At 74.5% G+C, this 22315-nt stretch carries 18 protein-coding genes; 7 read left to right on the top strand and 11 right to left on the bottom strand.

Annotation, left to right across the window (positions count from 1 at the left end; translation table 11 throughout):
• Positions 1-13 precede the first annotated feature (13 nt).
• The 3 genes from AMK25_RS19435 to AMK25_RS19425 all read left to right on the top strand — a co-directional run bounded on the left by AMK25_RS19435 (position 14) and on the right by AMK25_RS19425 (position 4459).
• A complete protein-coding gene (locus AMK25_RS19435) occupies positions 14-2407 on the top strand; it encodes an ArnT family glycosyltransferase (RefSeq protein WP_073829752.1) in 2394 nt (797 codons plus the stop codon).
• A 3-nt stretch (positions 2408-2410) separates the two neighbouring features.
• The gene (locus AMK25_RS19430; RefSeq protein WP_073829751.1) at positions 2411-3634 is read left to right on the top strand and encodes a dolichyl-phosphate beta-glucosyltransferase; all 1224 of its coding nucleotides are present in this window, start codon (positions 2411-2413) and stop codon (positions 3632-3634) included.
• Between the two features lie 99 nt (positions 3635-3733).
• Complete coding sequence (locus AMK25_RS19425) at positions 3734-4459, top strand: helix-turn-helix transcriptional regulator (protein WP_073829750.1); 726 nt, start codon at positions 3734-3736, stop codon at positions 4457-4459.
• 11 nt (positions 4460-4470) lie between these two features.
• On the opposite strand, the gene AMK25_RS19420 is transcribed toward AMK25_RS19425, so the two are convergent.
• Entirely contained in the window at positions 4471-4872 is a 402-nt protein-coding gene (locus AMK25_RS19420) for a VOC family protein (RefSeq protein ID WP_073829749.1), read from the bottom strand.
• Between the two features lie 179 nt (positions 4873-5051).
• On the opposite strand from AMK25_RS19420, the gene AMK25_RS32450 reads away from it, so the two are divergent.
• The 4 genes from AMK25_RS32450 to AMK25_RS19405 all read left to right on the top strand — a co-directional run bounded on the left by AMK25_RS32450 (position 5052) and on the right by AMK25_RS19405 (position 10138).
• Positions 5052-5210, top strand: coding sequence for a hypothetical protein (locus AMK25_RS32450; RefSeq protein WP_184685639.1), 159 nt, complete (start codon positions 5052-5054; stop codon positions 5208-5210).
• Complete coding sequence (locus AMK25_RS19415) at positions 5207-6622, top strand: methyltransferase domain-containing protein (RefSeq protein WP_073829748.1); 1416 nt, start codon at positions 5207-5209, stop codon at positions 6620-6622. Before AMK25_RS32450 ends, AMK25_RS19415 begins: the two co-directional genes overlap by 4 nt.
• Positions 6615-8678 (top strand): sulfatase-like hydrolase/transferase, encoded by a 2064-nt coding sequence (locus AMK25_RS19410; RefSeq protein ID WP_073829747.1) that lies wholly within the window; start codon positions 6615-6617, stop codon positions 8676-8678. Before AMK25_RS19415 ends, AMK25_RS19410 begins: the two co-directional genes overlap by 8 nt.
• A gap of 176 nt (positions 8679-8854) precedes the next feature.
• The gene (locus AMK25_RS19405) at positions 8855-10138 is read left to right on the top strand and encodes a citrate synthase (protein WP_073829746.1); all 1284 of its coding nucleotides are present in this window, start codon (positions 8855-8857) and stop codon (positions 10136-10138) included.
• A gap of 178 nt (positions 10139-10316) precedes the next feature.
• Here AMK25_RS19405 and AMK25_RS19400 read toward each other — a convergent pair whose 3' ends face one another.
• From AMK25_RS19400 to AMK25_RS19360, 10 genes are all read right to left on the bottom strand, one after another.
• On the bottom strand, positions 10317-11714 hold the full coding sequence (locus AMK25_RS19400) for a glycosyltransferase family 4 protein (protein WP_073829745.1): 1398 nt from the start codon (positions 11712-11714) through the stop codon (positions 10317-10319).
• Positions 11715-11774: 60 nt separating this feature from the next.
• Complete coding sequence (locus AMK25_RS32995) at positions 11775-11900, bottom strand: hypothetical protein (protein WP_274534186.1); 126 nt, start codon at positions 11898-11900, stop codon at positions 11775-11777.
• Positions 11901-11984: 84 nt separating this feature from the next.
• On the bottom strand, positions 11985-13934 hold the full coding sequence (locus tag AMK25_RS19395; protein ID WP_073830037.1) for a TOMM precursor leader peptide-binding protein: 1950 nt from the start codon (positions 13932-13934) through the stop codon (positions 11985-11987).
• Positions 13931-15841 (bottom strand): hypothetical protein, encoded by a 1911-nt coding sequence (locus tag AMK25_RS19390; RefSeq protein WP_073829744.1) that lies wholly within the window; start codon positions 15839-15841, stop codon positions 13931-13933. Before AMK25_RS19390 ends, AMK25_RS19395 begins: the two co-directional genes overlap by 4 nt.
• Positions 15838-16719, bottom strand: a complete 882-nt coding sequence (locus AMK25_RS19385; RefSeq protein ID WP_073829743.1) for a TauD/TfdA family dioxygenase — start codon at positions 16717-16719, stop codon at positions 15838-15840. The genes AMK25_RS19390 and AMK25_RS19385 overlap by 4 nt, the downstream gene beginning before the upstream one ends.
• Positions 16712-18295, bottom strand: a complete 1584-nt coding sequence (locus AMK25_RS19380) for a hypothetical protein (RefSeq protein WP_073829742.1) — start codon at positions 18293-18295, stop codon at positions 16712-16714. Before AMK25_RS19380 ends, AMK25_RS19385 begins: the two co-directional genes overlap by 8 nt.
• 1 nt (position 18296) lies before the next feature.
• Positions 18297-19085, bottom strand: coding sequence for an ABC transporter permease (locus AMK25_RS19375; RefSeq protein WP_241826411.1), 789 nt, complete (start codon positions 19083-19085; stop codon positions 18297-18299).
• Positions 19086-19092: 7 nt separating this feature from the next.
• Positions 19093-19887 carry an ABC transporter permease gene (locus tag AMK25_RS19370; RefSeq protein WP_073829741.1) on the bottom strand — a complete coding sequence of 265 codons (795 nt, stop codon included), beginning with the start codon at positions 19885-19887 and terminating at the stop codon, positions 19093-19095.
• The gene (locus tag AMK25_RS19365; RefSeq protein WP_073829740.1) at positions 19884-20891 is read right to left on the bottom strand and encodes an ABC transporter ATP-binding protein; all 1008 of its coding nucleotides are present in this window, start codon (positions 20889-20891) and stop codon (positions 19884-19886) included. The genes AMK25_RS19370 and AMK25_RS19365 overlap by 4 nt, the downstream gene beginning before the upstream one ends.
• 18 nt (positions 20892-20909) lie before the next feature.
• Complete coding sequence (locus tag AMK25_RS19360) at positions 20910-22262, bottom strand: glycosyltransferase (protein ID WP_083664763.1); 1353 nt, start codon at positions 22260-22262, stop codon at positions 20910-20912.
• Between the last annotated feature and the right edge of the window lie 53 nt (positions 22263-22315).

The following is a 22315-nucleotide window of genomic DNA, read 5'->3' as shown; positions in this document are numbered from 1 at the left end:
GAGGCTTGCCGGCATGGACAGAACCGAGAGCCTGCTGACCGCGCCCGCGGCCGGACCACCCGGAACCGTGCCCGTACCCCTGGAGAACCGCACCGGCTCCGATCCGCGCTGGGTCCGCCCGGCCCTGCTCGGCCTGCTGGCCGCCACCGGGGTGCTCTACCTGTGGGGACTGGGCGCCTCCGGCTGGGCCAACGCGTTCTACTCGGCAGCCGTGCAGGCCGGGTCGCAGAACTGGACCGCGTTCCTCTACGGCTCGTCCGACGCGGCCAACTCGATCACGGTGGACAAGACCCCCGCCTCGCTCTGGCTGATGGCGCTGTCGGTCCGGATCTTCGGCTTGAGCAGCTGGTCGATCCTGGTGCCGCAGGCGCTGCTCGGCGTCGCCTCGGTCGGCGTGCTGTACGCGACGGTGCGCCGCTGGTACGGCCCGGCCGCCGGGCTGCTCGCCGGGACGGTGCTCGCGCTCACCCCGGTGGCGACGCTGATGTTCCGGTTCAACAACCCGGACGCGCTGCTGGTGTTCCTGCTGGTCGCCGCCGCGTACGCGACTGTGCGCGCGGTCGAGACGGCGAGTACCCGGTGGATCGCGCTGACCGGCGTGCTCGTCGGCTTCGGCTTCCTCACCAAGATGCTCCAGGCGTTCCTGGTGATCCCGGTCTTCGCCGGGGTCTACCTGCTGACCGCGCCGACCGGCCTGGGACGGCGCATCCGCCAGCTCCTGCTGGCCGGGCTCGCCGTCGTCGTCTCGGCCGGCTGGTGGGTGGCGATCGTGGAACTGGTGCCGGCCGGCGCCCGCCCCTACGTCGGCGGCTCGCAGAACAACAGCGTCCTGGAGCTGACGCTCGGCTACAACGGCCTGGGCCGGATCACCGGCGACGAGGTGGGCAGCGTCGGCGGTGGCGGCGGACGCCCCGGCGGCGGACCGTTCTCCGGGCAGGCCGGTCTGCTGCGGATGTTCGACACCGAGGTGGGCGGGCAGATCTCCTGGCTGCTGCCGGCCGCGTTGATCCTGCTGGTCGCCGGGCTGTGGCTGGCCGGGCGGGCGCCGCGTACCGACCGGATCCGGGCCGGTCTGCTGCTCTGGGGCGGCTGGCTGCTGGTCACCGGACTGATCTTCAGCTTCATGTCCGGCATCTTCCACGCCTACTACACGGTCGCCCTGGCCCCGGCGGTCGGCGCGCTGGCCGGCATCGGCGTCACAGTGCTCTGGCGGGCCCGCTCCGCCGAGGCGATGGCGCCCGCCCCGCAGGGTCCGGCTGCATCTGGCTCGGCTGCATCTGACTCGGCAGCGCCGGCCCGGTGGCGTGGGTTCGCCGCCACGCTGGTCCTGGCCGCCACGCTCGCGGTCACCGCCGGGTGGTCCTGGCACCTGCTCGGCCGCACCCCCGACTGGCACCCCTGGCTGCGCCCCACGGTCCTGGCCCTGGGCCTGACCACAGCCGTCCTCCTGGCCGCATCGGCGTTCCTCACCCGCCCCCGCCGGGCCGCTCCGCCCTCTCCCGGCTCCCCGCCCACCCCGGGCTCCCCGCCCACCCCGGTGATCAAGGAGTTTGTGTCCGGGAACGGCGTTCAGGATGACCCAAACCCCTTGGTCAACTCCGAGGCGGGGGCGGCGGCGGGGCACCGGGCCGGGTTTGCCGGGCGGGTGGTGCGGTGGGTGGTGCCGGTGGTGTCCGTCGCCGGGATCGCGGTGGCGCTGGCCGGGCCGGCCGCGTACGCGATGCAGACCGCTGCCACCCCGCACAGCGGCGCCATTCCGAGCGCCGGTCCGGCTGGAGCGGGTGGCTTCGGCGGCCCGGGTGGACCGGGCGGGCGGATGCCGGGCGGCGGGAACGGGCAGTTCCCGGGCTTCCCGGGCTTCCCGGGCGGCACCGGCTCCAACGGCACGGGTCCGGACGGCACCTGGCCGGGCGGCGGGGCGAACGCCGGTGGATTCCCCGGCTTCCCGGGCGGTGGTTCGGCCCCGGGCGCGCCCGGCGGCGCCGGTCCGGAGGGTGGCATGGGACCGGGCGGCCGGGGCCAGCGCGGCGGGGGCATGGGCGGGCTGCTCGACGCCCGCGAGCCGAGCGCCGAGATGACCGCTCTGCTCACCGCCGACGCCGACGACTACACCTGGGTCGCCGCCACGATCGGCTCGAACAACGCCTCCGGCTACCAGCTGGCCACCGGCCGGCCGGTCATGCCGATCGGCGGCTTCAACGGCAGCGATCCGTCGCCGACGCTCACCGAGTTCCAGCGCTACGTCGCCGACGGGCGGATCCACTACTTCCTCGGCGGCGGCGGGTTCCGCGCCAACGGCGGCAGCAACGCCTCGGCCGAGATCGCCGCCTGGGTCGCCGGAACCTTCACCGCGAGCACCGTCGACGGCGTGACCGTGTACGACCTGAGCAGCGGAAAGCAGGGCTGAGCGGTGACCGGCACGTACGCGCCCCGGGCCGCTGTGCGGGCCCGGCCCGCCACCGGCAGCGCGGTGCTCGACGTGGTGGTTCCGGTCTACAACGAGGAGGCCGACCTGGGCCCCTGCGTCCGGCGGCTGCACGAGCACCTGACCGCGCACTTCCCGTACCCGTTCCGGATCACGGTGGCCGACAACGCCAGCGTGGACGGCACCCCGGCGGTGGCCCGGGCGCTCGCCGACGAACTGCCCGAGGTGGGGGTGCTGCGCCTGGACGAGAAGGGACGCGGGCGGGCGCTGCGGGCCGCGTGGTCGGCCTCGCCCGCGCCGGTGCTCGCGTACATGGACGTGGACCTCTCCACCGACCTGGCGGCGTTGCTGCCGCTCGTGGCGCCGCTCATCTCCGGGCACTCGGACCTGGCCATCGGCACCCGGCTGGCGCGGACCAGCCGGGTGGTCCGGGGCGCCAAGCGGGAGGTGATCTCGCGGGGCTACAACCTGCTGCTGCGCGGCACGCTCGCGGCGCGTTTCTCCGACGCGCAGTGCGGCTTCAAGGCTATCCGCGCCGACGTGGCGGCCGAGCTGCTGCCGCTGGTGCGCGACACCGGCTGGTTCTTCGACACCGAGCTGCTGGTCCTGGCGCAGCGGGCCGGGCTGCGCATCCACGAGGTGCCGGTGGACTGGGTGGACGACCCGGACAGCCGCGTCGACATCGTCGCCACCGCGCTGGCCGACCTGCGGGGCATCGGGCGGCTGGGCCGTGCGCTGGTCACCGGGGCGCTGCCGCTGGCGCAGCTGCGCGCCCAGCTCGGCCGCGGCCCGTTGCCGGCCCCACCGGCGCGGGTGCCGCCCGGCCTGCCGCGTCAGCTCGTCCGGTTCGCCGCGGTGGGCGTGGCGAGCACGCTCGCGTACCTGCTGTTGTTCCTGCTGGCCCGCGGACCGCTCGGGGCGCAGCCGGCGAACCTGCTGGCGTTGCTGCTCACGGCGGTGGCGAACACGGCGGCCAACCGGCGGCTCACGTTCGGGGTCAGCGGACGCCGGCACGCCGGCCGGCACCACCTCCAGGGGTTGCTGGCGTTCGCGCTGGGCTTGGCCCTGACCAGCGGCTCCCTCGCCACCCTGCACGCCACCACGACCCCGGCCCGCCTGCTGGAGCTGACCGTCCTGGTCGTGGCCAACCTGGCCGCGACGGCCCTGCGCTTCCTCCTGCTCCGCCTGGCGATGCACCACCGCCAGTGACCCCTCCCACCCCGTCGATCATGAGGTTGGCGGCGCGACACGCCGGACGCCGGTGGCGTCAACTTCATGATCGACGGGGAGGGTGGCAGGGTTGAGGGCGTGTACCGGGAGTGGGGGGCGCCGGGAGTTCCGGGCGGGGTGCTGTGGAGCAGCGTGTCCGGCGGGAGCGAGACGCGGGTGCTGCCGGACGGGTGCGTCGACCTGCTCTGGTCCAGCCGGAACGGGCCGCTGGTGGCCGGTCCGGACCGCACCGCGCACCTGTCGCGGTCGGCGCCGGGGGACCGGTGGATCGGACTGCGACTGCCGCCGGGAACCGGCCCGGCCGTGTTCGGCGTGCCCGCCGAGGAGCTGCGGGACCGCCGCGTACCGCTCGCGGACCTGTGGGGCCGCGTCGCCGCCGAGGTGGCCGAGCGGGTCGAGGCCGCGCTGTCCGCGCCGGCCGGCAGCGACGGGACGGACGCCGCCGCTGCCGTGCTGACGCGGGTCGCCCGGGATCGGCTGCGCGCCGCCGGCGGCCCCGACCCGCTCGGCGCGCGGATCGCCGGACGCCTGTCCGCCGGGGCCACTGTGGCCGCGACCGCCGCCGAGGTCGGCCTCGGCGCGCGGGCCCTGCATCGGCGCAGCCGGACCCTGTTCGGGTACGGCCCGAAGACGCTGGCCCGCATCCTGCGGATGCGCCGCGCGCTGGACCTGGCCCGTACCGGCGCGCCGCTCGCCGAGGTGGCGGTGCGCAGCGGGTACGCCGATCAGGCCCACCTCACCCGCGAGGTGCGGGAGCTGGCCGGGGTGCCCCCGACGCGGCTGCTCACCCCGGCCACCGCCTGACCGGCCGCCGGTCAGTCGCCCGCCGGCAGCGGGGCGAACAGGTCCACGCCGTTGCCGTCCGGGTCGTGCAGGACCGCGTACCGCTGGCCCCAGAACGCGTCCCACGGGGGCAGCTCACCGTGGTGGCCGGCGGCGGTCAGCTCGGCGTACCAGCGGTCCACCTCGGCCGGGTCGGCGCACCGGAAGGCCAGGCTCATCCGGTTGTTGCCGCCGGACGGGTCGAAGTCGGGGTGGAAGCTGCGGATCACCTCGACCGTGTCCCAGGCCAGCCGTACGCCGTTCGGCAGGGTGACCTCCACGTGTCCTTCCGTCTCGGCGCCGGCCGGGATCGGCAGCCCCAGCCGCCGGTAGAAGTCGAGCGTGCGCGGCATGTCGGTGACCACGGCCCCGACCAGATCGAACTGCGGTGTCATGCCGCCACGGTAGGCGCGAACGGACCGCCCGTCTTGAACGGATCGGACGGGGGACGAGTGGCCGGTGTGGCCGCGCGTGCGGCGCCCGAGGCGTTACGGTGGGGAACAAGTCCGGCTTTGAGCATTAAAGCTCGCATACCGGGCGCGCACCGACGACCGGCGACGGAAGGAAAGCAGCCGTGAACCACCTGGCCTACCTGGACGCGGGATCGGGCAGTCTCATCGTGCAGGCGGTGGTCGGCGGCGTGGCCGGAGTGGCCGTGGCCGCCAAGCTCTACTGGCGGCGCCTGGTGTCCCGGTTCCGCCGCCAGCCCAGCGACCAGGGCCCCGCGGCGTGACGGTCCCCGACACCGGCGTCCGTGTCGAACCCGGCTCCTTCCGCGACCCCGGCAACCGGGTGTTCCACCGGGGCGAAGAGGTGCTGCGCGGGCTCGACGAGCGCTCCGCCCGCGACTGGCGGGCGCTGTCCGTCACCGACTTCTTCCGCCGCGCGGCCGAGCAGGGGCAGATCGTCGCCACCGAGGAGCTGACCCCGGTCCCTGTCGACACGCAGTGGGCGGCGGTGCTGCGGCACGAACGCATCCCGTTCGTCTCGCACCCCTACGAGTGGTCGTCCGCCATGCTGCGCGACGCGGCGCTGCTGCACCTCGACGTGCTGCGTGCCGCCCTGGAGGCCGGCTTCACCACCAAGGACGGCTCGGCGTACAACGTGCAGTGGCGCGGCGCGCGACCCGTCTTCATCGACGTCGGCTCGTTCGAGGCGCTGCGCGACGGCGAGCCCTGGGCCGGGTACCGGCAGTTCTGCCAGACGCTGCTCTACCCGCTGCTGATCCAGGCCCACCTCGGGCTGGACTTCCAGCCGTTCCTGCGGGCCCGCGTCGACGGCGTCGAGGCGGACCAGATGCGCCGGCTGTTCGGCGGCGCCCGGCGCTGGCGGGCCGGTGTGCCCACCCACGTGCACCTGCACGGCGCGATGCAGTCCCGCAACTCCGCCGCGAGCACCACCGACGTCCGCGCCCAGTTGCGCGCCGCCGGTTTCTCCCGCGAGCTGGCGCTGGCGACGGTACGCGGACTGACGAAACTGGTCCGCCGCCTCGACCACCGGCCGGGTGGCAGCCACTGGTCGGACTACCAGCGCACGTGCGCGTACTCGGTGCCGGGCCGGCAGGCCAAGGAGGAGTTCGTCGACCGCGCGGTGGCCGCCACCGGCGGCGGCTCGGCGCTGGACCTGGGCGCCAACGACGGCCGGTACGCCCGCATCGCCGCCCGCCACGCCGCGCACGTCGTCGCGGTCGAGCAGGACCCGGCGGTGGTCGACACGCTCTACCGCGCGCTGCGCGACGAGGGCGAGACGCGGATCCTGCCGCTGGTGATGGACCTGGCCGACCCGTCGCCCGGCGGCGGCTGGCGCGGCGTCGAGCGGGCCGCGTTCGCCGACCGGGCCCGCGCCGACGTGGTGCTCGCCCTCGCCGTCGTGCACCACCTGGCGATCGGACGCAACGTGCCGCTGCCCGAGGTGCTGGACCAGCTCACCGCGCTCACCGCCACCGGCGGCAGCCTGGTGGTCGAGTTCGTGCACCCGGACGACCCGATGGCCCGCCGCCTGCTCGCCAACAAGCCCGACGGCCTGTTCCCGGACTACCGGCGCGACGCCTTCGAGGCGCTGCTGGCCCGCCGGGGCCGGGTGGTCGCCCGCACCGAGCTGCCGTCCGGCACCCGCACGCTCTACCAGGTGGTGGTGGGTGGCTGAGCGCACCCTCGCGCCACCCCGGGACCACGCGGCCGGCCCGGACCGGCGGGAACGCCCGCCCTGGTGGCGGTCCGAGGCGGCGCGGCTGGCGGAGGTGACGGCGCTGGTCGGGCTGGTGGTCACCCAGCCGCTGCTCGACGTGCTCGGCCGCAGCCCCGACTTTTTCCTGTTCCACCGCGCATCCCGGGGCGACGTGCTGCTCCTGGTCGCCCTGATCGCGCTCGCGCCGACAGCGCTGTTCGGCCTACTGGGCGCGTTCGCGCTGCTCGGCGCGCTCGCGGTGCCCGCCGGACGCCTCGTCCGGGCCGCCGTGCACACCGCGTTCGTCGGCCTGCTGCTCGCCGCGCTGGCGGTCCAGGTCGGCCGGCACGTCACGCCGCTTCGGGGCGTACCCCTGCTTGTGGTCGCCGGTGTGGCCGGAGCCGCCGGGGCGGCCGCGCACCGGCGGTGGCGGGCGCCCCGGCGGGTGCTGCGGGTGGCCGCCGCCGGGCCGCTGGTGTTCGTCGGGTTGTTCCTGTTCGCCTCGCCGGCCTCGGCGGTGGTGCTGCCGCGCGGCGAGGGCGGCGCGGCCGGGGTGGCCGGCGCGGGCACGCACCCGCCGGTGGTCATGATCGTGCTGGACGAGCTGCCGCTGGTGTCGCTGCTCGGCCCGGACGGCCGGATCGACGCCGCCCGCTACCCGAACTTCGCCGCACTCGCGGCCGGGTCGACCTGGTACCGCAACGCCACCGGCGTCAGCGGCTGGACGCCCTACGCGCTGCCCGCGATGCTCACCGGGCGCTACCCCGAGCGGGGCGTGGCGCCGCACTACTCGCAGTACCCGGACAACCTGTTCACCGCGCTCGGCGGCCTGTACCGGGTCAAGGCCGAGGAGAGCATCACCCGGCTCTGCCCGCCTAGCCGCTGCGAGCAGGCCACGACGCCGGAACAGGGACTCGGGGTGCTGGTCCGGGAGAGTGGCAAGCTGCTGGGCCGGATCGCCGCGCCGGTGGACAGCCGCGTCGACCCGGAGGACTCCTACCGCGAGCGGACCGCCGCCGAGGCCGGGCTGGACGCCGCCGAGCCGGTGCCGGACGACCCCAAGTTCCGCTGGGACACCCTCGACGACAACCAGCCGGCCCGGTTCACCTCGTTCCTCGCCGGGCTGCGCCCCGACCCCCGGCCCACGCTGCACTTCCTGCACCTGCTGATGCCGCACTCGCCGTGGGCGTACCTGCCGTCCGGGGCGCACTACGCCGCGCCCGAGGACCTGCCGAACGACGGCGCCGGCTGGGTCGACCTGGCCCGCGCCCGGCACCTGGCCCAGCTCGGCTACACCGACCGGCTGCTCGGCGAGACGCTGCGCACGCTGCGCGCCACCGGCCTCTACGACCAGGCGCTGGTGGTGGTCACCGCCGACCACGGGGTGAGCTTCCGGCGGGACTGGCAGGGGCGTGGGATGGACGCCATCGACCACGCCGCGAACGAGGTGGCCTGGGTACCGATGTTCGTCAAGAAACCCGGCCAGCGCGCCGGACGGGTGGACGACCGCAACTGGGAGCACGTGGACCTGCTGCCCACGATCGCCGACGAGACCCACATGCGGGTGCCCTGGCGGATGGACGGCCGGTCGGCCGCGGCGGCCCCGCGCGAGCGTAGCGACAAGCGCTTCTACGACCGCCCCGGCCAGCCGGTGACGATCACCGGCGGGGTGCCCGCCCCGCTCCCGTTCGTACCCGTCGACCCGCTCGTCGGCACCCGGGTCCCCGACGTGCCGGTGGTCGGGTCCGCCACGGTGGCGAACCGGGACGCCTTCGACGCGGTCGACCCGGCGCGCGGCGGCCTGCCCGCGCTGGTCTGGGGGACGGTCCCGGACGACGTGCCCGACGGGACGCGGCTCGCCGTCGCGGTGAACGGCACGGTCGGCGCGGTGGTGCCCGTGGTGCCCCCGGACGCCGGAGGCCGGCGGTTCGCGGCGTTCCTCCCCGACGACCGGCTCTTCGCCGCCGGCACCAACCGGCTCGACCTCTACCGGGTCGGCGACGACGGGTCGCTGCGCCGGCTCACGCTGTCGTGACGGGCCCCCGGCCGGCGCCCATGGTCGCGCTCCCAACCGGTTTCCGGACCGCCTGGCCGGGAAACAGGTGACGCACACCTCACCCCGAAACCATGACGAGCGGTGTTCTCCGCGCCGTGATTACGGTAGAAGCGAAGGCAATTCAACGAAGATCTTGCCGGCGAAGCGAGGAACAGATGACGGAAGTCAAGCTCGACCACCCCGGTGGGCAGCTGTCGATGCCGGTGCAGTCCGCGGTTGAGGGCCCCGCCGGGATCGGGGTGAGCAAGCTGCTCAAGGAAACCGGGATGACCACGTACGACCCCGGTTTCGTGAACACCGCGTCCTGCTCGTCCGCCATCACCTACATCGACGGTGATGCCGGCATCCTGCGGTACCGGGGTTACCCGATCGACCAGCTGGCCGAGAAGTCCTCCTTCCTGGAGGTCTCCTACCTGCTGATCTACGGCGAGCTGCCGACCCAGACGCAGCTCACCGAGTTCAGCGAGCGGATCCGGCGGCACTCGCTGCTGCACGAGGAGATGCGCCGGTTCTTCGACGGCTTCCCCCGTGACGCGCACCCGATGGCCGTGCTCTCCTCGGCCGTCAGCGCCATCTCCACCTTCTACCAGGACAGCCTGGACCCGTTCGACTCCGAGCACGTGGAGATGTCCACCGTGCGGCTGATGGCGAAGGTCCCGACCATCGCCTCGTACGCGTACAAGAAGTCGATCGGTCAGCCGCTGCTGTACCCGGACAACTCGCTCGGCTACGTCGAGAACTTCCTGCGGATGACCTTCGGCGTGCCGGCCGAGCCGTACGAGGTCGACCCGGTGGTGGCCCGGGTGCTGGACATGCTGTTCGTCCTGCACGCCGACCACGAGCAGAACTGCTCCACCTCGACCGTGCGGCTGGTCGGCTCCAGCAACGCCAACCTGTTCGCCTCGGTCTCGGCCGGCGTGAACGCGCTGTTCGGCCCGCTGCACGGCGGCGCCAACCAGGCCGTGCTGGAGATGCTCCAGAAGATCCAGGCCGACGGCGGTGACGTCCGCTCCTTCGTGCGGAAGGTGAAGGACAAGCAGGACGGCGTGAAGCTGATGGGCTTCGGGCACCGGGTCTACAAGAACTACGACCCGCGCGCCGCCATCGTGAAGAAGGCCGCCCAGGACGTGCTCGGCCGGATGTCCAAGCCGGACCCGCTGCTGGACCTCGCGGTGCAGCTGGAGGAGATCGCGCTCGCCGACGACTTCTTCGTGTCCCGCCGGCTCTACCCGAACGTGGACTTCTACACCGGCCTGATCTACAAGGCCATGGGCTTCCCGACCAAGATGTTCACGGTGCTGTTCGCGCTGGGCCGGCTGCCCGGCTGGATCGCGCAGTGGCGCGAGATGATCAACGACCCGGAGACCAAGATCGGTCGCCCGCGGCAGATCTACACCGGTGCCACCGAGCGGGACTACGTCCCCGCCGACCAGCGCTGAGCGTGCAAGGAAGGGCCCCCTATTAACGCCTCCGGTAGAGGAGGGGCCCCCTTTTAACACGCGGACGACGAAGGCCGCCGACCCAGCTCGGGTCGGCGGCCTTCGTCGCGTGCACCGGGGTGGAGGGCGTTAACAAGGGGCCCTTCCTCTACCCCAGGCGTTAATAGGGGGCCCTTCCTTACCGCAGGCCGGCGGCGGTGAGGAGGTTGCCCTCGGGGACTCGCGGCGTGGGGTGGCCGTGGGCCATGCGGTGCTGGGCCCGGGCGGCGGTGAACGCGGGGTCGCCGGCGATGGCGGCGGCGTACGCGGCGGCGGTGCGGGACGCGATGGCGGCCCAGCCGTACCGCTCGTGGACCATGGCGCGGGCCCGCCGGGCGAGCGCACGGGCCCGGTCCCGGTCGGACAGCAGCGCGTGCACCGCCTCGGCGAGCCCGTCCGGGTCGTGCGGGGCGAACGTCATCCCGGTGACGCCCGGCTCGACGATCTCGGCCAGCCCGCCGGTACGGGCCACTGCCAGCGGCGCGCCCGCGGCGGCCCCCTCCAGCGCCACCATGCCGAACGGCTCGTAGATGCTCGGCACCGCGAAGCAGTCCGAGGCGGCCATCACGGCGGGCAGGTCGGTGCCGCCGAGGAACCCGGGCATGCTGACAGTGGCGCCCAGCCCGAGGCGGTGCACCTCGGCCTCCAGTTCGGCCCGGTACGGCCCGTCGCCGACGATCACCGCGCGCAGGCCGGGGTGCCGGTCGCGCAGCCGGGGCAGCCCGGCCAGCAGGTGCTGCACGCCCTTCTCGTACACCAGGCGGCCGGCGAACGTGACCAGCGGGCCGTCGGCGGCGAACCGGGCCCGGGCGGCGGCGACCGCCGACGCGGGCACCCGCCAGCGGTGCGGCTCGACACCGTTGGGCACCACGTCGACGCGGGCGGCGTCCACGCCGAACAGCGCGCCCACCTCGTCGCGCATGTAGCCGGAACACACGATCACGCGGCCGGACTCGCCGGCGAGCCAGTGCTCGACGCCGTGGATGGTGCGGTTCATCTCCTCCGGCAGCCAGCCCTGGTGCCGGCCCGCCTCGGTGGCGTGGATCGTGCTGACCAGCGGCACGTCCAGGTGCTCGCGCAGCGTCATCGCGGTGTGCGCGACGAGCCAGTCGTGGGCGTGGATGACGTCGTAGGCGCCGGAGGAGGCGGCGCGCAGCGCGGCCCGGGTCAGCGTGTGGTTGAACGCCATGGTCCAGGCCAGCAGCGACCCGGTGGCGAGCGGGAACCGGACGGGGTCCTCGGCGGCGCGGACGATGCGCACGCCGTCGGCGTACTCCTCCAGGGGAGCGCCCTCGGCGTGGCGGGTGACGACTGTGACCTCGTGCCCGGCGGCGGCCAGCGCGACGGACAGCGCGTGGACGTGGCGGCCGAGCCCGCCGACGAGCACCGGCGGGTACTCCCACGACAGCATCAGGATGCGCCGGGTCCGGGGCCCTGTCCCGGCCGGTGACGGCGGGGCCGGGCGGGAGGTGAGGGTGGGCCGGTGGAGCCGGTCCGTCGCGGTGGCGGGCTGAGCGCCGACCCGCAGAGTGGTCACGTCGATCTCCGTCCATGCATGGTGAGGCACGCCGGCATCGATGGCGGCGACGAGCGGTGGTCAGGAGCGACCGGGCGGCCGGCCGGGCGTCGGCACCAGCTCGCCGACGACGGCCTGGGCCGGATACCGATCGCGGGCCACCGGGAGGGTGCTGACGTCGATCGGGAACCGGAACCGTCCAGTCACCCTGCCAACCTACTGCGCCGGATCCTCTCGCGCGCGGTGAGCGATCCTCGTCACTCTCCGGCGACCCCCGTACACATGAGACGGTCACGGGAACGGGTGCGGGTGCGGGTTGATCTCCTCCGGGGTGAGCGGTTCGGCCCGGTGTCCGAGCCGGACCGGCAGGTCGCGCAGCCGGGGCAGGTCGACGCGCCGGTTGCGGTGGCCGAACGTCATCGGCAGCAGCCCCGGGATCAGCACCTTCACGCTGGTGAGGCCGACGGCCGCCTGCTCGCGGGCGGTCTGGTCGACGACCACCACGTCCAGGCCCTCGTCGAGGTAGCGTCCGGTCACGTGCCGCAGGTCGTCGAGCAGGTCCGTGGCCGGGCGGTGGCGCGCCGCTGGCGGGAAAGCCTCCGCCATGGACAGGATCTCGTCGCGCTCGTACAGGAACGCGAAGCGCGGCCAGGCGTCCGGGCAGGCCGCCACCAGCAGGTGGTCCTCCATGGTCCGGACCAGGTCGGGGTCGGCGACCAGGCCGGGGGCCGTGGTGTCCTCGGCGACCATCTCCCGGGTGGCCTCGGCGACGCTGGCGAGCTCCACCAGCGCGGACCACAGGGCACGCTCCGGGTCCAGGTGTGCCCCCGCACCGCAGAACGCCCGGGGACGTCCCGGCCGCACCTCGTCGTCGACGAGCATCAGCCACACCGCCGGGACGCCTTCGGGCATGGTGATGTCGAAGACGTCCAGGCGGCTGCCGGTGGTCCGCTGGATCCAGTCGACGAGCACGCGGGTCATCGGGTCGGCGGAGGTCATCGGGTCCACGCGCGGCACTGGCAGCCGGGCGTACCAGGTGGACAGGAAGGCGTCCCGTTCGGCGACCTCGAAGATGCCGTGCAGGATCGCCTCTTCGAGGTTCGCGCCCAGCGCGCAGCCGTTGGAACACTCCGGACCGAAACCCGTGCCGTGCGAGCCGTAGTAGGCGAAGGTCTCCGGCACCAGCACCGGGCCGTCGCGCCGGAACGAGTAGGCGTACACCCATTCCACGGGCCGGCCCGGGTCGTACGCGACCGCGTGGTCGTCGGGCGGCGCGGGCGGCAGCCCGAACTCCGTCGGCTCGACGGCCCGCCCGGGTCCGAGCTCGCGGAACGAGGCGCGGGTGACGGTACGGCGGGCGCGTGGCACGTTGCCGCCGAGCCGTTCCAGCGCCTCGGCGACGGCGACGGCCACGCTCGCCGGGTAGGTGAAGGTCCGGCCGTAGCCGGCCAGTTCACCACAGCACAACGGGCCACCGATCGCGCCGGCGAGGACCATCGGATGGTTGTGGTGGACGGTGATAGACGACAGCAGCCCGGTCTCCTCGTCGTGCAGCGCCGCCAGCAGGGCGAGGTGCTCGTCGGGGAGGCTGCGGGCCCGGTAGTCGCCCGGTGCCCGCTTCGGCCGGGACGTCAGCGTGAAGGTGCCGGCGGCCGGGCCGTCGTCCGTCAACGGGCCGCACACCGGGCAGCCGGGTTCGGGGACGAACCGGTGCCGCTTGACGGCCAGCGAGGCCGTGACGACCTCCAGCACCGCTTCCGCGCACCGGCCGTCGCCGCCCTGCGCGACCCGGCGCAGCTCGTCGGCCACGAGCGCGGCCACAGTGGCGCGTACCGGCGGGCCGAGGACGGGCCGGGCGGGCTGCACGCTGCCGTCGTAGAGCCCCTGCCACAGCGCGGACCGGTGTGGTGTCCCGGTGGTCCGCGCCCGGCGTTGCCGCACCTGGAGGCAGTGGTGGCAGCCCGGCCGTCCGGGCCTGACGAAGGGGCCGATCCGTACGCCGCGCGGCGTGGTGTACACCGGCAGGAAGGCCCGGCCGGCGTCGGCAGCCGCCCGGGCGGCCACCTCGACGTCCTCCGGTGACCCGTCGACGACGAAGACGTCGACGTCGGCGACCGGGGCGGCGCCCAGCGCCTGTTCCACCGCCCGGCACAGGGCGCCGGCGCCGAGGATCCGCAGGCCGTGACGCGGCGCCACGTCGGGCGAGGCGGGGACGGCCGGTGTGGTCGTGACGTCGGTCATGCCCTGCTCCCCGCTCGTGGCGACCACGCCGCCCTGATCATGAACGGCATCACCCGCTGCGCCCCGGGCAGCGAGTCGGCCGGCCGCACCAGCAGCGACCGCCCGTCCCGTGCCAGCTCGCGCAGCAGCGGCGGCAGCGCCGTGTCCCAGTCGCCGCCGCCCACGTCCGGTCCGATCTCGGCGCCGTCCGGGCGGCGTCCGGTCAGGACGGCGACCGCCGCCTGCATCGCGTTCGCCAGGGCGGTGTCCGTGTCGGTGGCGCAGCTGTGGGCGACCCACCTGTCGCCGGCGGCGACGAACACGGTCGGGGTGCTCGATCCGTCGTGCCACGCCCGCGGCTCGTGGCCGAGGAGTGCCAGCTCGTGTGCCATGACGCGGGTCCGCTCCGGCCACCGCGTCCGGTCGAGCCAGCCGCCGGACGGCCCGCCGTCGGCAGTGGTGACCTCCGGCGGGGTCGCGGCCGCACGCCGCAGTTTCAGGATCGCCCGGCCGCGCGCCTCCGCCCAGGTGTGACCGCCGGCGATCACCACGCCGTCCGGCTGCGCGTCGACGAGAGCGCCGCGCCCGGCGTCCCACCACACCGTGGCGTCGTCGTCGGTGCAGCCCCGCGCCGCGAGCGTCTCCAGTGCCGCCGTAGCGGCGCGCAGCAGCGCCTGCTCCCGGCTGCCGCCGACGGCGGTGAGCAGCCGCGGGGCGCCGCCGGCCAGGTCCACGACCGTCGCCTCGACGCAGCTGACCGAGATCTGCGAGTGGGCGCCGGTGTCGATGGCCAGCAGCGGGCCCAGGCGCGCGTCGACCAGGAACGGCATCCGGGCGACGAACTCCTCGACGTCCACCGGCGTGCGGGCGGCCATCGCGTCGACGTGCGCGGCGAGATCGGCGTACGCGACCGGGGGCCGGCAGGAGCGGCAGCGGGGGTGCACGTCGAGCAGATGCTCGCTGGTGACAGCGGTTTCCAGGTCCACGCGGGTCATCCGGTTCGTGGCGGTGGTCTCGGCTCCCATCCGGTGGCGCAGGTACGCGAACCCGAGCGCCGCGCCGATCAGGCCGCAGACCGGCGCCGACAGCCACTCGGACGTCGTGTCCGGCTCGTCGCCGTCACTCGGGGGGACCCCGGCGCCCTGCCGGCTGAGCAGGCCGCACTCCCAGCAGCCGCCGGCGACGCCGCCGCCGGTCGGGCCGATCCACGCCTCCTCGCCGCCGGGTACCGCGTGCAGGACGGGCACCCCGATCGCCCGGGCCGCCCGGTTCAGCCGCGTCGCCCGCGCGGCCATCGGACGGGCGGCGCAGTGCAGCACCGCGTCGTACCCCGCCAGCAGGCCGGCGAGACCTTCGTCGGTGTCGAGGGCGGCGGCCGCGTCCAGCAGCGTCAGCCCGGTCGTCGGATCCTCGGCACGACGCCGCTGCACGATCCGCCGGAAGCCGTCGCGTTCGGTGCCGGTCTCGGCGGTCTCGACCAGCGAGGCCGTACGCAGCCCGAGTTCGAACAGCGTCTGGACGAGCGCGAGCATGCCGGCGCCGGCGCCGACGAGCAGCACCCGTCCGTTGCGGAACGCCTCGAAGCGGCTCAGCGGCGCGTCGGTGGCGTGCTCGGCGAACGCGATCGAGTCCCGGTAGGTGTCGAGTTCCCAGTCCCGCAACGTGTGTGGCGGCTCGCTGTCGAGGTCGCGGGCGATACCGCGCCGCACCAGCATCCCGACCAGGTCGGTGACGAGCTGCCGCTGTGCCGCGGGGAGACCGTCGGTCAGCTCCTGCACCGTGTGGCTGCCGTCCAGATGCGGGGCGAGCCGCTGCACGAGGCCGTACGCCGACGCGCCCGCCAGGTGCGTACTGGCGAGCCCTGTCTCCAGGTACACGCCGTCGTCGACCGGCACGTACATCAGGTCGTCGCGGAGCTTGACCCTCACGCGGCCACCTCCTTCCGCAGGTGTCCCATCCGCACCGCGACCGCGCGTCCGGCGTCGGTGAACGCCTGCCGGCCGTGCAGGTACCGGGAGTTGTCCACGACCAGCACGTCACCGGACCGCCACGGCACCGCCACAGTCAGCCGCGCGGCGACGTCCGCGGCGGTGGCCACGAGGTCCTCGGGCACCGGTGCGCCGGTGCCGGAGCGCACCCGCAGCCGCCGGTCGTGGTACTCGCCGGGCTGCGGGCGGCTGATGAACAGCGAGTTGCAGAACGCCGGCACACCTTCGAAGAGGGTCGGTGGCGTGCACCGGGTGCCGAAGCCGACAGTCATCGCGTCCTCGTCCACGTCGATGTGGATCGACTCCCACGGCCGCAGGTACGGCTCCCACTGCCGCAGCATCCGCTCCGCCGCCGCCGGGTCGGTCGTGCCGCACATCCGCTGCCACACCGGTGTGGGCAGCGCGCTCTCCCAGCGCAGCGTCAACTCCTCGCAGGCGGCGCGGACCGCGGCGGGCAGGGCGGCCAGCAGCGCGAGACCGTCGCACAGCGTCGTGGCCCCGCCGTCGGCGGCGGGCCGCTCGCACCGGAACATCAGCAGGTCCGGGGCGCCGGGCGCGTACGACGCCTCCCGGTGCAGCGGCATGCCCTGCGTTCCCCGGGTGACTGTGGTCGTCGTCGGGTCACCGCCGATCACGTCCCGCTCGTCGTGGAACCCGCCCTGGTACGGCGACGCGGTCATCAGCGCGTCGCCGAGCGCGACGTAGGCGTCGTGCCGCCACCCGCCGCGCAGCAGCACCGCGCCGTGCTCGGCGACCGCCGCGAGCACCGTGTCCGGCGTGGGGGTGCCGACGAGCGCCGGAACGTCCTGTTCAGCCATGAGGGTTCCCTTCGGTGAGATGGGCCGCCAGCACCCCGGGACGCGGCGCGGGCGTGCCGACCAGCAGTTGCGTCAGCGGCGACGCCCCGTCCGGCAGGCCGAGCCGGGCGGCGACCGCGTCGGCGGTGAGGCCGCCCAGTGCCCGGCTCGCCGCGCCGGTCGCGGTGGCGGCGAGCCCGGCCAGGTGAAGGGCCACGCCGGCGAGCAGGTGCAGCCGGTGGAACGAGGCCGGGGAGAGCTGGTCGACGGGCCGGCTTCCGGCGTGGACCAGGTAGAGGGTCGCGCCGCGGGTGACCATCCGGCGGTCGACCCGGTGCGGGTACGCCGCCGCGTCGTCGGCCGTTCCCGGCGGCCCGGTCGGCACCAGCCGGTGGCGGTGCGGCCGGTAGCGGTACGCGTCCGCCGGGATGCCGTCGACGGTCCGGGCGAGGCACCAGATCTCCGGGTACAGCGGCTGCCGGGCCAGCGCCACCAGGGCCGGCGACCCGGCCCGGCCGGCGGCGCAGGCCAGGATGTCGGCGACCTGCCCGGCGGTCAGCCCCGGGCCGAGGTTCGCGGCGGAGGCGCGGCGGGCGGCGGCCGCGACCAGATCGAGCGGCCGGGCCGGCGGCAGGTCGAGCGCCCGGCCCGCCGCCGGGCCCACCGGAAGGCGGTCCGCCGGGAGGCGCCGGGCCGAGAGACAGTCGGCCGGGAGGCGGTCGGCCGAAGGCGGCTCGGCGTCGGCGTAACGGTCGTACGTCGCCCGGTGCAGCGCCACCGCGCTCGGGTGGGCGGCGTCGTGGCCGAGCCGGTCGTGGTCCAGCCCGGTCGCCGGGGGCGGCCCGCCGGAAGCGAGCGGTGTCCAGGGGACGTCCGCGTGCGCGGGGAACTCGATCGCCGCGTAGGTGGCCTCCAGTTCGGCGTCGAGTCCGAGCAGCTCACCGGCGAGCGCCGGATCGAGGTCCAGGCGCGGTGTCGCGTCCACCGGCGACGTGAGCATCTGGGCCAGCAGGACACCGGAGTCGACGATGCCCAGCCGGTAGCCGAACGCTCCGTACTTGCTGGTGTTCTTCCACGGCCGGTGGGTCAGCAGCAGCGCGTGCCGGGGCGCCGCCGCGACCCCGAGAAGCCGGTCGAGCCGGGCGGCCGGGCTGCCCGGGCGCAGCAGTTCCAGGCAGTGGTGCGGCGGGTCGTAGTGGTAGACGCCGGCCGCCAGGTCGGGGGAGCCGGCCCAGGCGAGGTAGATCTCGTTGGGGTGGAACGCCCCGCCGGAGGGCACCGACCGGCGCAGCGTGTGCCAGCCGGGCAGCAGCCGCGACGGCGTGGGCGTGTCCAGCGGGGCGCCGGTCAACGCGGACAGCCCGGCCAGCGTGATCGTCTCCGCCCGGCGTGGCGCGTACCCGAGAAGCATCGCGCTGAGCCGGTCGAGGCAGCCGTCGCCGAGCGGCACGGACCCCGGGCCGGGCCACCGCAGCGGCCGGCGGGCCGCGCCCGGATACCGCTTGCCGCAGGGCGGCAGATACGCCGTCGGCTGCCCGGTGTCGGCCCGCACCGCCGCCAGGTACCGGCCGGCGACGCCGGCTCGCGAAGCCGCCATCTCAACTGCCCGCGCTCTCGTACCGGCGCAACCCGGCCCGGAAGAGCGCCCACGCCCCGGCCGCGCAGGCCGCCGCGACGACCGGGGTGAGCGCGCCCGCCGTGGTCGAGGCGCCCTTGTCCAGCAGCGCGGCCGTCGGGAAGTAGCCGACGAACGCGACGGGTACGAGCGTCAGCAGCGAGCGCAGGCCGGTGCCGTACAGGGTCAGCGGATAGCGGGCCAGATCGCCGAGGGTGTGCACGCTCGCCGCGAGCGAACTGGACGGGCTCAGCAGCCAGAAGACGACAGCGTTGGTGGCCAGGTTGACCGCCAGCTTGACCAGCACCCCGCTGACGAGCAGCAGCGCCGCCCAGAGCACCGTCAGCGGCGTCCAGGCCAGGTCGAGGTGGACGGCCGCGGCGCCGAGCAGCGCCGCGCCGAACCCGACGTTGCCGAGACCGTTGAACCCGACCGCGTTGCCGGTGACCTGGAGCACCACCGGGTAGGGCCGGACCAGCAGGTAGTCCAGCAGGCCGAGGTTGACCAGGCCGCCGAGATGCCACGTCCCCTCGAACAGCAGGGAGCCGACGCCCTCGGCGAGCATCACCATGGCGCAGACGTACAGCACCTCCCAGCGGGTCCACCCGCCGAGCGCCGTCACCTGCCGGAACACCATGACCACGAAGACCAGCCCGGCGAGCTGACCGAGCAGTGTCGCCCCGATCGTCAGGAGCGCGTCGGCGCGGTACTCGAGCACCGCCCGCAGATGCGCGCCGAGCAACCGGCGGTAGATCCGTGCCTCGTGCATCATCGGCCGGTCACCCGCCGTGCGCGGTGAGCCGCCGCACGCCCGCGGACCACAGCAGCCGGGCCGCGCCCCACAACACCACGACCCAGAGCAGCTGTACGCCGATCAGCGTCACCGCCTCGGCGCCACGTACCTGCCCCAGGTAGATCAGCGCCGGGGTGGAGACGATGCCGGGGAACGGGGAGAGCTGGCAGACGACCTGGAGCCAGCCCGGGAACAACGCGATCGGCACCAGCGCCCCGGAGAGGATGTTGGTGATCGCCACCCGCGACAGGCTCAGCCCGTGGAAGTTGCCGGTCCAGAAGCACAGCAGCCCGACGAGGTAGACCAGGCCGAACTTCAGCGGCACCACCGCCAGCAGGCTGAGCAGGAACAGTCCGGCCTGACCGGCGGCGGGCAGCGCGGCGCCGCCGAACGCCGACACCAGCGTCGCCGCCATCACCGCCACCGTCAGCACCTCACCGACGACGTATCCGAGCGACAGCGCGAAACGCGAGAGCTGGTAGTCGATCGGCCGGACCAGGTCGAGCGCCACGGTGCCGTGCAGCACCGGGCCGGCGATCTGCGCGTCGGTGAAGCTCGACAGCAGCGCCCCGGTCAGGAACGCCACGACCAGGTAGCCCTTCATCTGCTCCCAGGACAACCCGCCCACCGCGCCGCCGGCCGCGCCGGCGAAGACCGCCTGCCAGACCGCGAACAGCGCCACGGTCTGCACCACGACCCCGGTGAGCTGGAGGAGGAACTCGCCCCGGTAGATCAGCAGCGTCGACCAGGACATCCGCGCCAGCGTCAGGTACGCCCTCATGCCGGCACCGACGGGCTCAGCTCGCCGGCGTACGCCCGGCGCACCACGTCCTCGATGGACGGCTCGTCGATCCGGATGTCCACCACCGGCGCCTGACGGGCGACCACCGAGACGATCTCGCCCGCGCCGTACGCGCCGTGGTCGAACGTGACAGCGATCTGCCGCGCCGACCCGTCGTGGGCCAGCCGGACGCCCGGCAGGTCGGCGTCGAGGTCGCCGTGCCAGTCGGCGCCGAGCGTCAGGTGCACGGTCCGCTGGTCGGCGACCAGCCGGCGGACGGCGTCGATCGAGCCGTCGAAGATGATCCGGCCCCCGTCGATGATCACGAGCCGGCGGCAGACCTGCTCGATGTCACCGATGTCGTGCGTGGTCATCAGCACCGTGGTCCCGCTCGCGCGCTGGGCCCGCAGGAAGTCCCGGACGGCCTGCCGGGCGACGATGTCCAGCCCGATGGTCGGCTCGTCGAGGAACACCACGGGCGGTGAGTGCAGCAGCGCGGCGGCCAGGTCGGCTCGCATCCGCTGGCCGAGCGAGAGCTGCCGGGCGACCACCGGCAGCAGCCGGCTGAGCCCGAGCAGCGCGTCGAACTCCTCCAGGCGTGCCGCGTACCGGGCCCGGGGGATGCGGTGGATGTCGCGCAGCAGGGCGAGGGAGTCGCGCACCTGCAGGTCCCACCAGAGCTGGCTGCGCTGGCCGAACAGCACGCCGATGTTGCGGGCGTTGGCGTGCCGGTCGCGGTGCGGGTCGAGGCCGCAGACGCGTACCCGCCCGGCGGTGGGGTGCAGGATGCCGGTGAGCAGCTTGACAGTCGTCGACTTCCCGGCGCCGTTGGGCCCGACGTACGCGACCGCCTCGCCGGCGGAGATCGACAGGTCGACGCCGTCGACCGCCACGTGCTCGACGTGTCGTGGCCGTACGAGATGGCGCAGCGAGCCGCGCAGGCCCGGCTGCTTGTCGGCGATCCGGAACCGCTTGGTCAGGCCACTGGCCTCGATCACTGGCATCGGCGTTGCCGTTCCCGGTCAGCCGGCCGCGACGGCGGCACGGCGGTGCGGGCGCAGCCGCAGCACCGAACCGAGGCCGTCGACCTCGGTCAGGGTGGTCTCGAACGCCGCGCCCATGACCCGGCCGAGGTAGCCCAGGCTCGCCGGATCCGGGTCGAACCGCGCCGAGAGCTCCGCGCCGGTGGAGACCAGGTGCACCTCGTCGGCGAGGCCACCGGCGACGTTGACGAACTGGCACAGGTCCTCCCAGTAGAGGTACCGCCAGAAGTCGACGCTGACCACGGCGTCCAGGCTGTCCGCGGCGACCGGTGGCCTGATCCCGACCAGGTGGAAGTTGGCCGGACCCGCCGGCGCCCCGTAGTCGTAGGTCAACGCGCCGTCGGGCAGCCCGGCCTCGGCGCTGCCGGTGCCGACCCACAGCACCCGGTCGCCGGGCAGGCGACCGGCGAGCCGCTGCACCGCCGGGCCGATCCGGCACCAGGACCGGCGTACGCAGTCGTCCATCGCCCGGCGGTAGTGCACCACCCGCTCGGCCGCGCGGGCCACGTCCACCGGCCCGGCGAACTCCCACTCCACGACCGGGTACTTGAGCGCGACCCGATCCAGGTTGTCCATGAAGTCGTTCCAGTTCTGGATGACGTTGCGGTGGTGCGGCAGGTGGTAGACGGCGGCCAGGTCGTCGTAGGCGAAGTTGCGGTTGAGCACGCCGAGGTGCGCGTGCACCCGGTAGAACAGCTCCATGTCCTCCAGGCCCCAGCGCAGGCCGAAGCCCTCGTCGAAGCCGCCCACCGCCTCGAACACGTCCCGGCGTACCGACGCGTTGTGGGTGAAGCAGAACAGCCAGCCGGCCAGCAGCCAGTCGTCGCCGGACGGTCCCTCCTCGGTCCCGAACCGCATGTCGCCGCCACCGCGCCCACGGAGCCGGGGTACGGGCATCGTCGGCTGGTCGGCCAGCGCCGCGTGCACGTGCTCGATGCCGGTCTCGTCGCGTCGGCCCATCAGCACCGCCGGCGCGGACGGGTCGCGGTGGTGGTCGAGGTGGCGGCGCAGCAGGTCCGGCGTGGCGTACGAGTCGGCGTCGAGGAACAGCAGCAGCGGCGAGGTCGCCCGCCGCGCGGCCTCGTTGCGGGCCGCCGCCCGGCCGCCGCGCTCGGGCCGTTCGACGAAGTGCAGGCGCAGCCCTTTGCCGGCGTCGGCGATGCCGGAGTACTGGCTGCCGTCCCCACCGTCGCGGACCACGATGACCTCGAAGCGGTCCGGGTCCAGCGTCTGGCGTCGCAGCGACCGCAGCGTGAGCTCCAGGCAGGGGGCGTCCGCGTGGGTGGGGATCACCACGCTCAGCTCGACGGCTCGACCGGGTTCAACGCTCATCTGACGTACCTCTCCGCTTGTCCCACGAGCCGGGCCACCGGCCGCGCTGACGG

Origin of the sequence: Micromonospora sp. TSRI0369 (genome assembly GCF_001905625.1) — a bacterium.
Taxonomy (GTDB): Bacteria; Actinomycetota; Actinomycetes; order Mycobacteriales; family Micromonosporaceae; genus Micromonospora; species Micromonospora echinospora_A.
The sequence above is the reverse complement of the archived record's forward strand: the minus strand, read 5'-3'. Positions and strand labels throughout refer to the sequence as shown.

Bases quoted from the DNA above. Each gene is read 5' to 3' on its own strand.
- AMK25_RS19370 (WP_073829741.1), bottom strand. From the start codon at position 19,887: ATGAGGGCGTACCTGACGCTGGCGCGGATGTCCTGGTCGACGCTGCTG.
- AMK25_RS19385 (WP_073829743.1), bottom strand. From the start codon at position 16,719: ATGGCTGAACAGGACGTTCCGGCGCTCGTCGGCACCCCCACGCCGGAC.
- AMK25_RS19420 (WP_073829749.1), bottom strand. From the start codon at position 4,872: ATGACACCGCAGTTCGATCTGGTCGGGGCCGTGGTCACCGACATGCCG.
- AMK25_RS19375 (WP_241826411.1), bottom strand. From the start codon at position 19,085: ATGATGCACGAGGCACGGATCTACCGCCGGTTGCTCGGCGCGCATCTG.
- AMK25_RS19380 (WP_073829742.1), bottom strand. From the start codon at position 18,295: ATGGCGGCTTCGCGAGCCGGCGTCGCCGGCCGGTACCTGGCGGCGGTG.
- AMK25_RS19360 (WP_083664763.1), bottom strand. From the start codon at position 22,262: ATGAGCGTTGAACCCGGTCGAGCCGTCGAGCTGAGCGTGGTGATCCCC.
- AMK25_RS19395 (WP_073830037.1), bottom strand. From the start codon at position 13,934: ATGACCGACGTCACGACCACACCGGCCGTCCCCGCCTCGCCCGACGTG.
- AMK25_RS19435 (WP_073829752.1), top strand. From the start codon at position 14: ATGGACAGAACCGAGAGCCTGCTGACCGCGCCCGCGGCCGGACCACCC.
- AMK25_RS19365 (WP_073829740.1), bottom strand. From the start codon at position 20,891: ATGCCAGTGATCGAGGCCAGTGGCCTGACCAAGCGGTTCCGGATCGCC.
- AMK25_RS19405 (WP_073829746.1), top strand. From the start codon at position 8,855: ATGACGGAAGTCAAGCTCGACCACCCCGGTGGGCAGCTGTCGATGCCG.